General features: G+C 64.0%; 10 protein-coding genes. 8 read left to right on the plus strand and 2 right to left on the minus strand.

Going from position 1 to position 11,909, the window contains the following annotated elements:
- Positions 1-221 precede the first annotated feature (221 nt).
- Complete coding sequence (locus ACMGGG_RS18130; RefSeq protein ID WP_063545923.1) at positions 222-959, plus strand: M12 family metallopeptidase; 738 nt, start codon at positions 222-224, stop codon at positions 957-959.
- A 2-nt stretch (positions 960-961) separates the two neighbouring features.
- Here ACMGGG_RS18130 and ACMGGG_RS18135 read toward each other — a convergent pair whose 3' ends face one another.
- Positions 962-2,608, minus strand: coding sequence for a Na+/H+ antiporter (locus ACMGGG_RS18135; RefSeq protein ID WP_054891085.1), 1,647 nt, complete (start codon positions 2,606-2,608; stop codon positions 962-964).
- 282 nt (positions 2,609-2,890) lie between these two features.
- Between ACMGGG_RS18135 and ACMGGG_RS18140 the strand changes: the two genes are divergently transcribed.
- The 4 genes from ACMGGG_RS18140 to ACMGGG_RS18155 all read left to right on the plus strand — a co-directional run bounded on the left by ACMGGG_RS18140 (position 2,891) and on the right by ACMGGG_RS18155 (position 6,043).
- The gene (locus ACMGGG_RS18140; protein WP_054891086.1) at positions 2,891-3,238 is read left to right on the plus strand and encodes an ArsC family reductase; all 348 of its coding nucleotides are present in this window, start codon (positions 2,891-2,893) and stop codon (positions 3,236-3,238) included.
- 36 nt (positions 3,239-3,274) lie between these two features.
- Positions 3,275-4,309 carry a 2,3,4,5-tetrahydropyridine-2,6-dicarboxylate N-succinyltransferase gene (gene dapD / locus ACMGGG_RS18145; RefSeq protein ID WP_054891087.1) on the plus strand — a complete coding sequence of 345 codons (1,035 nt, stop codon included), beginning with the start codon at positions 3,275-3,277 and terminating at the stop codon, positions 4,307-4,309.
- Between the two features lie 121 nt (positions 4,310-4,430).
- Complete coding sequence (locus tag ACMGGG_RS18150; protein ID WP_414154166.1) at positions 4,431-5,636, plus strand: cysteine desulfurase; 1,206 nt, start codon at positions 4,431-4,433, stop codon at positions 5,634-5,636.
- The gene (locus ACMGGG_RS18155) at positions 5,633-6,043 is read left to right on the plus strand and encodes a SufE family protein (RefSeq protein WP_414154167.1); all 411 of its coding nucleotides are present in this window, start codon (positions 5,633-5,635) and stop codon (positions 6,041-6,043) included. The genes ACMGGG_RS18150 and ACMGGG_RS18155 overlap by 4 nt, the downstream gene beginning before the upstream one ends.
- Before the next feature lie 73 nt (positions 6,044-6,116).
- On the opposite strand, the gene tcdA is transcribed toward ACMGGG_RS18155, so the two are convergent.
- Positions 6,117-6,926 carry a tRNA cyclic N6-threonylcarbamoyladenosine(37) synthase TcdA gene (gene tcdA / locus ACMGGG_RS18160; RefSeq protein WP_065862293.1) on the minus strand — a complete coding sequence of 270 codons (810 nt, stop codon included), beginning with the start codon at positions 6,924-6,926 and terminating at the stop codon, positions 6,117-6,119.
- 217 nt (positions 6,927-7,143) lie between these two features.
- On the opposite strand from tcdA, the gene ACMGGG_RS18165 reads away from it, so the two are divergent.
- The 3 genes from ACMGGG_RS18165 (at position 7,144) to ACMGGG_RS18175 (ending at position 11,899) form a co-directional block, all read left to right on the plus strand.
- Positions 7,144-9,735, plus strand: a complete 2,592-nt coding sequence (locus tag ACMGGG_RS18165) for a glycosyltransferase (RefSeq protein ID WP_054894464.1) — start codon at positions 7,144-7,146, stop codon at positions 9,733-9,735.
- A gap of 200 nt (positions 9,736-9,935) precedes the next feature.
- A complete protein-coding gene (gene dapE / locus ACMGGG_RS18170) occupies positions 9,936-11,087 on the plus strand; it encodes a succinyl-diaminopimelate desuccinylase (RefSeq protein WP_063545927.1) in 1,152 nt (383 codons plus the stop codon).
- Positions 11,087-11,899, plus strand: coding sequence for a putative RNA methyltransferase (locus ACMGGG_RS18175; RefSeq protein ID WP_054894466.1), 813 nt, complete (start codon positions 11,087-11,089; stop codon positions 11,897-11,899). The genes dapE and ACMGGG_RS18175 overlap by 1 nt, the downstream gene beginning before the upstream one ends.
- The last annotated feature ends 10 nt before the right edge of the window (positions 11,900-11,909 follow it).

The following is an 11,909-nucleotide window of genomic DNA, read 5'->3' on the forward strand; positions in this document are numbered from 1 at the left end:
GTTCGCTCCCGACCAAGGGGCTGAGCGATATCCTGAGGGCCGCCTGCCAAGGGCTGGAGCATGCAAATCTCGAGTTCGGTCATGGCCTTGACATGATCATGAGCATCAGCACCCGGGGGCGGTGATGCCTGAACGCGCGTCACCACACAGACTTATGTAATGCCACGTAGCTTGATCCGTCGCAGATCATCCTGAGCTCCAAGCACACCAGGAGCGCTCCTATGCATACACCCTTCCCACCCCGCTGCCGTCACCGCACCGATCAGCAGCTTTCCCATGATCTGGCCGTTACCGAGAACCCCCGCAACAGGGGCCAGAGCAACGGCGGTCGAAACAAGCGCGGACTGATCCAGACCGGCCGACTATGGACACCCGGTCGTACTTTGTGGGTCTCGTTTCTCGGTGCTCCGGACAGAAAGCTCAAGATGTCGATCTTCGAACTGGCTTGCCAGTGGGTGGAACTTTCCGACGCCAACCTGACGCTTGATCTATCAGAGGATGATGACAAACATGCCCAGATCAGGATCCTCACAGGCAAGCATGCAGAGCACAACGAATCAGACATCGGCACCGATGCACTGGCTTATGAAGACGACACCATGGCGCTGAATGTCATACCGGGGGATGAAACATTCGAATCCACCGTGTTACACGAGTTCGGCCATGCGCTGGGGTTCGAACATGAACATCTGCACCCCGATGCCAGCATCCCCTGGAACGAGCCGTTGCTAATCGAAGCTCACAAGCGTGCGGCTGGCTGGTCAGAGCAAGACGTCAGGGAGCAATACCTGAACAAACGGCCCGACAGCGGACTGATCAAAACCCAGTACGATCCGCTATCCATAATGCATTACCCGATTGCGGCCTGGATGACCTTGGATAATTCCGAGATAGGCCAGAACACAGAGCTCAGTGCGAAAGACATCGACCTGATGCGCCTGGCCTACCCGCACGACTGACGCTAACGAACCTGCCCCAGGTTCGCCTCGCTCATGTCCAACTCCCCCAGCACCTGGCGCACGACTTCATCCCCCACCAGGTGCTGGCGGTGCAGGCTGTAGAGCTCCAGCCGCTGCGCGCGCAATGCGCGCAGGCGCAGCCGACGCTCCAGAAGATCCATCTGTTCGGCCAATGCACGCGCTTCGGCGCTGTCGTTGTAGCTGTCCAGCTCGTCCCGGTACTCTGCCATCAGGCGCGCCTTCAGCTCGGTCGCCAGCGTCGCCTGGGCGGCATCCTGCGGGGCATTGGCATCGACGACCTCCTCAGCCTCCAAGGCATGGATGGCGGCTTCCGCAGTACGCCTCCAGGCTTCCTGCACCTCCTGGTGCAGGCGCTCGTCCGGGCTCTTGGTCACCCCGCGCAACAGGATCGGCAGGGCGATGCAGGCACTGATCAGCGACAGCAGGATCACCCCGGCGGCAATGAAGATCAGCAGATCACGCTCCGGGAACGCCTGGCCGGCCCCGATCAGCAAGGGTACCGACATCACACCCGCCAAGGTCACAGCCCCACGCACACCGCCAAGGGTCAACAGCCAGCACGAACGTGCGCTGGGCATCAGCACCAACGCCGACTTACCGCGCCAGCGGCGCACCACGCCGATAGCGCGCCACACGCTCTGTACCCAGACGAACCGCAGCAGCACCAACGCCACGAAGATCGCCACCACATCAAGGCAACGCCAGGCCAGGGTCGGCCACAACGACGTTTCGTGGCTGACAACTGCCTTGATGATGTCGGGTAATTGCAAGCCCAGCAGCAGGAAGATCAGACCATTGAAGGCGAACTCCAGCAGCGACCAGACGCTGCGGTTGAGCAGGCGCGTGCTGGTCTGGCGCGGCAACAGGTCGAGCCAGCTCTGCATCATCCCTGCCGCCACCGCCGAGAGAATGCCCGAGACACCGAGTCGTTCGGCCAGCACGTAGGCGGCAAACGGCAACAGCAGCATGAACACCACATGCGTCGCCGGATCGTCCCAGCCCCGGGCGATCATCCAGGCACGCAGGCGCCCCACCAGCCAGCTGAGGCCCACGCCAACCGCAAGCCCGCCGATGGCTACCAGCACGAACGTCAGGCTGGCATCGGTCAACGAAAATACCCCGGTAATGGCAGCTGCCAACGCGAACTTGAACGTCACCAGGCCCGATGCATCGTTCATCAGTGCTTCGCCCTGGAGCATATGCATCAAGGGGGTTGGCAGGCGATCCTGGGTAATCGCCGAAACCGCCACCGCATCAGTGGGCGAGAGCACCGCGGCCAGGGCGAACGCTACCGGCAGTGGAATGCTTGGCAGGATCCAGTGAATGAAGTACCCCGCCCCCACCACGGTGAACAGCACCAACCCCACGGCCAAGGCCACCACCGGGCCACGAATGCGCCAGAGCTCACGCTTGGGGATGCGCCAGCCATCGGCGAACAGCAGCGGCGGCAGGAACAGAAACAGGAACAGCTCGGGATCGAGGGCCACATGCAGCCCAAGCGTGGGCCAGGCCAGCAGCGCGCCGGCCGCGATCTGCACCAGCGGCAAGGGCAGCGGCACCATGCGTCCGACCAGCTTGGAAAGGCTCACCAGCATCAGCAGGATAAGAACGGTATAGGCTGACTGCATTGGCAAGACTTCCTGTATGAAAGCAGACACGAAAAAAAGGGCCAGACTTCGCCCTTGAAACAATATGTTAGCGGCGAGCGGTGATGATGCACCGCTGAACCATGGTCGAACGCCACCCGGGAATATGTAACACAATGCTACCTGAGAGGTCGTGACACAGATCGATCGCCTAGCCGGACAGCAAGCCGTGGCGCCAGGCCCATCGATACCGCATAATCGCCCCACCCATTCTTCAAGGAGTATCGGGGACGCCAGGTCCGGCCCGGCAGCCCCAGGCATTCAATGGCTTACACTCTCTACGGCATCAAAGCCTGCGACACCATGAAAAAGGCCCGTACCTGGCTTGAAGAACAGGCCATCGGTTACGCGTTCCACGACTACAAGACCCAAGGCATCGACCGTGACAGCCTCGAGCGCTGGTGCGACGAGCACGGCTGGGAAGTCGTGCTGAACCGCGCCGGCACCACCTTCCGCAAGCTCGACGAGGCCAGCAAGGCCGACCTGAACCAGGCAAAGGCCATCGAGCTGATGCTGGCTCAACCGTCGATGATCAAGCGCCCGGTGCTCGATCTGGGTGACCGCACCCTGGTGGGCTTCAAGCCCGACCTGTACGCCGCGGCACTGGCCTGATTCCGCTCCACACCCTATTTCGCACGAGGTAATTGCATGTCCACCACTCTGTTCAGCCTGGCCTTCGGTGTCGGCACCCAGAACCGCCAGGGCACCTGGCTGGAAGTCTTCTACGCTCAGCCCCTGCTCAACCCGTCCACCGAGCTGGTCGCGGCCGTCGCTCCGATCCTCGGTTACGAAGGCGGCAACCAGGCGATCGCCTTCAGCCCGGCCCAGGCCGCCCAGCTCGCCGACGCGGTCAAGGGCGTGGATGCCACCCAGCACGCATTGCTGACCCGCCTGGCCGAAAGCCACAAGCCGCTGGTCGCCACCCTGCTCGCCGAAGACGGCGCGCTGACCTCGACCCCCGAGGCCTACCTCAAGCTGCACCTGCTGTCGCACCGCCTGGTCAAGCCGCACGGCGTTTCCCTGGCCGGCATCTTCCCGCTGCTACCGAACGTGGCCTGGACCAACCAGGGTGCCATCGACCTGGCCGAACTGGCCGAGCAGCAACTGGAAGCACGCCTGAAGGGCGAGCTGCTGGAAGTGTTCTCGGTGGACAAGTTCCCGAAGATGACCGACTACGTGGTCCCGAGCGGCGTGCGTATCGCCGACACCGCCCGCGTGCGCCTGGGCGCCTATATCGGCGAAGGCACCACCATCATGCACGAAGGCTTCGTCAACTTTAACGCTGGCACCGAAGGCCCGGGCATGATCGAAGGCCGTGTCTCGGCAGGCGTGTTCGTCGGCAAGGGCTCGGACCTGGGTGGTGGTTGCTCGACCATGGGCACCCTGTCCGGTGGCGGCAACATCGTCATCAAGGTTGGCGAAGGCTGCCTGATCGGCGCCAACGCTGGTATCGGTATCCCGCTGGGCGACCGCAACACTGTCGAAGCCGGCCTTTACATCACCGCTGGCACCAAGGTGAACCTGCTCGACGAGCACAATGAGCTGGTCAAGGTGGTCAAGGCCCGTGACCTGGCCGGCCAGACCGACCTGCTGTTCCGTCGCAACTCGCTCAACGGCGCAGTCGAGTGCAAGACCCACAAGTCGGCCATCGAGCTGAACGAGGCGCTGCACGCACACAACTGAGAACCTTGCAGGCCTCTGTAGAAGCGGGCTTGCCCGCGATCAGCGGACTCTCGGCGTCTGAGATGTTAAGATCGGGTCTGGCACCACGCCAGACCCGATTTTCATTCCAGGCCCCGCAATCATGTTCCAGCCCTCCCCCTGGCGTGCCGACTTTCCCGCCATCACCGCCCTGCAACGGCAGCACCAGACCTACCTGGACAGCGCCGCCACAACGCAGAAACCCCAAGCCCTGCTTGAGGCCCTGAGCCACTACTACAGCCATGGTGCAGCCAATGTGCACCGCGCCCAGCACCTGCCTGGCGCGCTGGCGACCCAGGCATTCGAGACCAGCCGCGACAAGGTTGCTGCCTGGCTCAACGCCGCTGACTCCCAGCAGATCATCTTCACCCACGGCACCACCTCGGCGCTCAACCTGCTGGCATACGGGCTGGAGCATGGCTTCGAAGCCGGCGACGAAATCGCCGTCAGCGCGCTGGAGCACCACGCCAACCTGCTGCCCTGGCAACAATTGGCGCGGCGCCGCAATCTGCGCCTGGTAGTGCTGCCGCTGGACGAACATGGCCGGATCGACCTCGACCAGGCCCTGCAACTGATCGGGCCGCGCACACGCCTGGTGGCGCTGAGCCAACTGTCCAACGTGCTCGGCACCTGGCAGCCATTGCCTGCGCTGCTCGCTCATGCCCGCGCCCAAGGCGCTCTGAGCGTGGTCGATGGCGCCCAGGGCGTGGTTCATGGCCGCCACGACGTGCAGCAACTGGGCTGCGATTTCTACGTATTTTCCAGCCACAAGCTATATGGCCCGGATGGGGTTGGCGCGCTCTACGGCCGCACGGAGGCCCTGGCACGGCTGCGCCACTGGCAGTTCGGCGGCGAGATGGTGCAACTGGCCGACTACCATGAGGCAAGCTTTCGTCCCGCGCCACTGGGCTTCGAGGCGGGCACGCCGCCGATCGCCAGTGTCATCGGCCTGGGCGCGACCCTCGATTACCTCGCGAGCCTCGATCCTGCGGCCGTGGCAGCCCACGAAGCCAGCCTGCACCAGCACCTGGTGCGCGGCCTGGCCGACCGCGAAGGCGTGCGCATGCTCGGCACCCCACAGAGCGCACTGGCCAGTTTCGTCATCGATGGCGTGCACAACGCCGATATCGCCCACCTGCTGACCGAACAAGGGATCGCAGTGCGCGCCGGCCACCATTGCGCGATGCCATTGCTCAAGGGACTGGGGCTGGAAGGCGCGATCCGCGTTTCGCTGGGGCTGTACAACGACAGCGACGACCTGCAGCGCTTCTTCGATGCGCTCGACCAGGGCCTGGAGCTGCTGCGGTGAGCCTGCCTGCCGACGCCCAGCAGGCACTGGACACCTTCACCCACGCAAAAGGCTGGGAACAGCGCGCACGCCTGTTGATGCAGATAGGCGATCGCCTGGAGCCACTGGACGAGTCTGACAAGACCGACGCCAACCGCGTACATGGCTGCGAAAGCCTGGTCTGGTTGGTGGCTGGCCAGGTCGACGGACAGTGGCGCTTCAGGGCCACCAGCGATGCCCGGCTGCTGCGCGGTCTACTGGCGCTGCTGCTGGTGCGGGTACAGAGGCTGGACAGCGAAGCGTTGGCCGCGTTGGACCTGCGTGCGTGGTTCACACAACTGGGGCTGGAGCGGCAGCTTTCGCCTTCACGCAGCAATGGGCTGCATGCGGTGTTGTTGCGGATGACGGAGTTGGTGACCAACCCTTGAGTCGGCAGCACGTGCTTCGCGGATAAATCCAGCCCCTGTGGGAGCGGGTTTACCCGCGAAGAAGCCCGCGCGCTTATTGCGCCTTGACCCGCTCCGAGGGCCGCCGCGCCCCCGCCACCAGCTTCTCCACCGCCTTGCTCACGGCCACCATGCCGAAGGTCGCGGTGACCATCATCACCGCGCCGAAGCCCCCCGAGCAATCCAGGCGCACGCCTTCCCCCACGAAGCTCTTCTGCAGGCAAACACTGCCATCGCCCTTGGGGTAGCGCAGTTGCTCGCTGGAGAACACACAGGGCACCCCGTAATTACGGCTTACATTGCGCGAGAAGTTGTAGTCCCGGCGCAAGGTGGAACGTACCCGCGACGCCAGTGGGTCGTTGAAGGTCTTGTTGAGGTCGCCAATCTGGATCTGGGTCGGATCGATCTGTCCGCCCGCACCACCTGTGGTGACAATCGCAATCTTGCGTCGGCGGCACCAGGCGATCAGCGCAGCCTTGGCCTGCACGCTGTCGATGCAGTCGATCACGCAATCCAGCGACTCGGTGATGTATTCGAGCATGGTGTCACGGGTGACGAAGTCAGCGACCGCATGCACGGTGCAGGCCGGGTTGATCGCACGCAGGCGCTCGGCCATGACCTCGACCTTCGAGCGCCCCACCTGCCCCTCCAGTGCATGAGCCTGGCGATTGGTGTTGCTGACGCAGACATCGTCCAGATCGAACAGGCTGATTTCACCCACGCCGCTGCGCGCCAGGGCTTCCGCCGCCCAGGAACCCACGCCGCCGATGCCGACGACTGCCACGTGGGCCTGACGCAGACGTTGCAGGCCGTCATCGCCGTACAGCCGGGCGACACCGGCAAAGCGTGGATCTTCTGTGCTCATGTTCATACCCCGAAAAAACCGGCGCGCATTATATGCCATGCGGACACGCCGGTGCGGGCTTGTCGACATGAGGGGTGTCTTGGCGCGGCGCGTGTTCATTAGGAAACAGCCTACCAATCCTGCTTTAATGTCTTATCAAACAAGCAGATCTGGACGACAACAGAGCGGGATCCACGACGCGAGCTTCCCGCTCCCTGCCTCGGAAACTGAATCACCTATGTCATCACGCAAATTCGGTCTCAACCTGGTAGTGGTGCTGGCCATTGCCGCGCTGTTCACCGGCTTCTGGGCGCTGATCAACCGCCCGGTGTCGGCCCCTGCCTGGCCAGAACAGATCTCCGGCTTCTCCTACTCACCCTTCCGTCTCGGTGAAAGCCCGCAAAAGGGCCAGTACCCCAGCGAAGACGAGATGCGTCAGGATCTGGAGCAACTCAGCAAGCTCACCGACAGCATCCGTATCTACACCGTCGAAGGCACCCAGGCGGAGATTCCGCACCTGGCCGAGGAGCTGGGCCTGCGTGTGACCCTGGGCATCTGGATCAGTACGGACCTGGAGCGCAACGAGCGCGAGATCGAAAAAGCCATCGGCCTGGCCAACAGCTCGCGCAGCGTGGTGCGAGTGGTGGTGGGCAACGAAGCACTGTTCCGCGAAGAAATCACGCCAGAGGCGCTGATCAAGTACCTGGACCGAGTGCGGGCGGCAGTCAAAGTCCCCGTTACCACCAGTGAGCAATGGCACATCTGGAAAGAGCATCCGGAACTGGCCAAGCACGTCGACCTCATCGCCGCGCACATCCTGCCTTACTGGGAGTTCGTACCGGTGGGCGACTCGATCCAGTTCGTGCTCGACCGCGCCCGCGACCTCAAGCGCCAGTTCCCGCGCAAACCCTTGCTGCTCTCGGAAGTGGGCTGGCCGAGCAATGGCCGCATGCGCGGCGGCGCCGATGCGACACAGGCCGACCAGGCGATCTACCTGCGCACCCTGGTCAACACCTTGAACCGCCGCGGCTTCAACTACTTCGTGATCGAAGCCTACGACCAACCCTGGAAAGCCAGCGACGAAGGCTCGGTGGGCGCCTACTGGGGCGTGTTCAACGCCGAACGCCAGCAGAAATTCAACTTCGAAGGGCCGGTGGTTGCCATTCCACAATGGCGAGCCCTGGCCGTGGCTTCGGTGGTGCTGGCGATGATCGCCCTGACCGTGCTGCTGATCGACGGCTCGGCCCTGCGCCAACGCGGACGCACTTTCCTGACCTTCATCACCTTCCTCTGCGGGTCGGTGCTGGTGTGGATCGCCTACGACTACAGCCAGCAGTACAGCACCTGGTTCAGCCTGACCGTAGGCTTGCTTCTGGCCCTGGGCGCCATCGGCGTGTTCATCGTCTTGCTCACCGAGGCCCACGAGTTGGCCGAGGCCGTATGGATTCACAAGCGACGACGCGAGTTCCTGCCGGTGCAGGGCGACGCTGCCTACCGGCCCAAGGTCTCGGTGCACGTGCCGTGCTACAACGAGCCACCGGAGATGGTGAAACAGACCCTCGACGCCCTCGCCGCCCTGGACTATCCAGACTACGAAGTACTGGTGATCGACAACAACACCAAGGACCCGGCCGTGTGGGAGCCGCTCAAGGCCCACTGCGAGAAACTCGGCGAGCGCTTCCGCTTCTTCCACGTGGCACCGTTGGCCGGCTTCAAGGGCGGCGCGCTGAACTACCTGATCCCGCACACCGCCAAGGATGCCGAGGTGATCGCGGTGATCGACTCGGACTACTGCGTCGACCGCAACTGGCTCAAGCACATGGTCCCGCACTTCGCCGACCCGAAGATCGCCGTGGTGCAGTCGCCGCAGGACTACCGCGACCAGCACGAGAGCGCCTTCAAGAAACTGTGCTACAGCGAATACAAGGGCTTCTTCCACATCGGCATGGTCACCCGCAACGACCGTGACGCGATCATCCAGCACGGCACCATGACCATGACCCGGCGCAGCGTGCTCGAAGAGCTGGGCTGGGCCGAATGGTGCATCTGCGAGGATGCCGAGCTGGGCCTGCGAGTGTTCGAGAAGGGGCTGTCGGCTGCCTATGCCCACAACAGCTATGGCAAGGGCCTGATGCCCGACACCTTCATCGACTTCAAGAAACAGCGTTTCCGCTGGGCCTATGGAGCGATCCAGATCATCAAGCATCACGCCGGCGCCCTGCTGCGCGGCAGGAACAGCGAGCTGACCCGTGGCCAGCGCTACCACTTCCTGGCTGGCTGGCTGCCATGGATCGCCGATGGCATGAACATTTTCTTCACCGTCGGCGCACTGTTGTGGTCGGCGGCGATGATCATCGTGCCGCATCGGGTCGATCCACCGCTGATGATCTTTGCCATCCCGCCGCTGGCGCTGTTCTTCTTCAAGGTCGGCAAGATCGTCTTCCTCTACCGCCGTGCGGTGGGGGTCAACATGAAGGACGCCTTCGCCGCCGCCCTGGCCGGCCTGGCGTTGTCGCACACCATCGCCAAGGCGGTGCTGTACGGCTTCTTCACCAGCAGCATGCCGTTCTTCCGCACCCCCAAGAACGCCGACAGCCATGGCGTGCTGGTGGCGATCTCCGAGGCGCGCGAAGAACTGTTCATCATGTTGCTGCTGTGGAGCGCCGCGGCCGGGATCTACCTGGTGCAAGGGTTGCCCAGTTCCGACATGCGCTTCTGGGTAGCAATGCTGCTGGTGCAGTCGCTGCCATACCTGGCGGCATTGGTGATGGCGTTGCTGTCGTCGCTGCCCAAGCCTGGAGAAAAGGCCGCCGAACCGCAGCAGGCCTGATGCAACGTGGGCTGCTTGGCAGCCCATTCGCGGGCAAGCCCGCTCCTGCAGGTACCGCACCGGTGCTGTGGACCGTACATGGGCTGGCAGGGGCGAACCACCGTTGCGACTTGCTGGCGAATGGGCCGTGAAGCCTGAAATCATTTGATATAAGATAACGCCCCCAAGATTTCCCGCCTTGCCTTGCCCCGGAGTCCCCCATGACGGCCCCAGCCGAGCTCTCGCCCACCCTTCAACTGGCCTGCGACCTGATCCGTCGCCCCTCGGTGACGCCGGTCGATGCCGACTGCCAGACCCAGATGATGAACCGCCTGGGTGCCGTCGGCTTCCAGCTCGAGCCGATGCGCTTCGAGGACGTCGACAACTTCTGGGCCACCCATGGCAACCAGGACGGCCCGGTGTTGTGCTTCGCCGGTCACACCGACGTTGTGCCCACCGGCCCCGTGCAGCAATGGCAGCATGAGCCTTTCGACGCCCTGATCGACGCCGACGGCATGCTCTGCGGCCGCGGTGCTGCCGACATGAAAGGCAGCCTGGCCTCGATGGTGATCGCCAGTGAGCGCTTCGTGAACGATTACCCCAATCACCGCGGTAAGGTGGCCTTCCTCATCACCAGCGACGAGGAAGGCCCGGCGCATCACGGCACCAAGGCCGTGGTCGAGTTGCTCAAGGCCCGCAACGAGCGCCTGGACTGGTGCATCGTCGGCGAGCCGTCGAGCACCACGCTGCTCGGGGACGTGGTCAAGAACGGCCGTCGCGGCTCGCTCGGCGCCAAGTTGACCGTGCGCGGCAAGCAGGGCCACGTGGCCTACCCGCACCTGGCCCGCAACCCGATCCACCTGGCCGCACCGGCCCTGGCAGAACTTGCCGCCGAGCACTGGGACGAGGGCAATGCCTTCTTCCCGCCGACCAGCTTCCAGATCTCCAACCTCAACTCCGGCACCGGCGCCACCAACGTGGTCCCGGGCGACCTGATCGCGCTGTTCAACTTCCGCTTCTCCACCGAGTCGACCGTCGAAGGCCTGCAGCAGCGGGTCGCGACGATTCTCGACAAGCACCAGCTGGACTGGTCGATCGACTGGGCGCTGTCGGGCCTGCCGTTCCTCACCGAACCGGGTGAGCTGCTCGATGCGGTGTCATCGAGCATCAAGGCCGTCACCGGTCGCGACACCCAGCCGTCCACCAGCGGCGGCACCTCCGATGGCCGCTTCATCGCCACCATGGGCACCCAGGTGGTCGAACTGGGTCCGGTCAACGCCACCATCCACCAGGTGGACGAGCGCATCCTGGCCAGCGACCTGGACCTGCTGACCGAAATCTACTACCAAACCCTGGTGCGGTTGCTCGCCTGATGCTTGCCTGCCCCCTCTGCCAGGCGCCGCTGGCGCAGCTCGACAACGGCGTGGCCTGTCCTGCCGGCCACCGCTTCGACCGCGCCCGCCAAGGCTACCTGAACCTGCTGCCAGTACAGCACAAGAACAGCCGCGACCCGGGCGACAATCAAGCGATGGTCGAGGCCCGCCGCGACTTCCTCGACGCCGGTCACTACGCTCCGGTAGCCGCGCGCCTGGCGCAACTGGCCGCCGAGCGCCAGCCTGCAACGTGGCTCGACATCGGCTGCGGCGAGGGCTATTACACCGCGCAGATCGCCCAGGCGCTGCCAACGGCAGACGGCTATGCGCTGGACATCTCCCGCGAGGCAGTCAAGCGGGCCTGCCGCCGCGCGCCGCAGTTGACCTGGATGGTCGCCAGCATGGCTCGAGTGCCGATGGCGGACGCCAGTTGCAACTTCATCGCCAGTGTCTTCAGCCCGCTCGACTGGGCCGAAGCCAAGCGTCTGCTTGCCCCAGGTGGCGGCCTGATGCGGGTCGGACCGACCAGCGGCCACCTGATGGAGCTGCGCCAGATGCTCTACGATGAAGTGCGCCCCTACGCCGACGACAAGCACCTGGCCTTGGTCCCGGACGGCATGCAGCACGCCCATGAAGAGGTGCTCGAGTTCACCCTGACACTGCGCGAAGGCAAGGCCCGCGCGGACCTGCTGGCGATGACCCCGCACGGCTGGCGCGCCAGCGCCGAGAAACGTGCCAGCGTGATCGAGCAGCCTGAGCCGTTCGACGTCACGGTTTCCATGCGTTATGACTATTTCGTGCGCCAAGACTGAGCACACCCGG

The sequence above is a fragment of the Pseudomonas sp. BNK-44-b genome, assembly GCF_047456245.1.
In the GTDB taxonomy this organism is placed as follows: domain Bacteria; phylum Pseudomonadota; class Gammaproteobacteria; order Pseudomonadales; family Pseudomonadaceae; genus Aquipseudomonas; species Aquipseudomonas machongensis.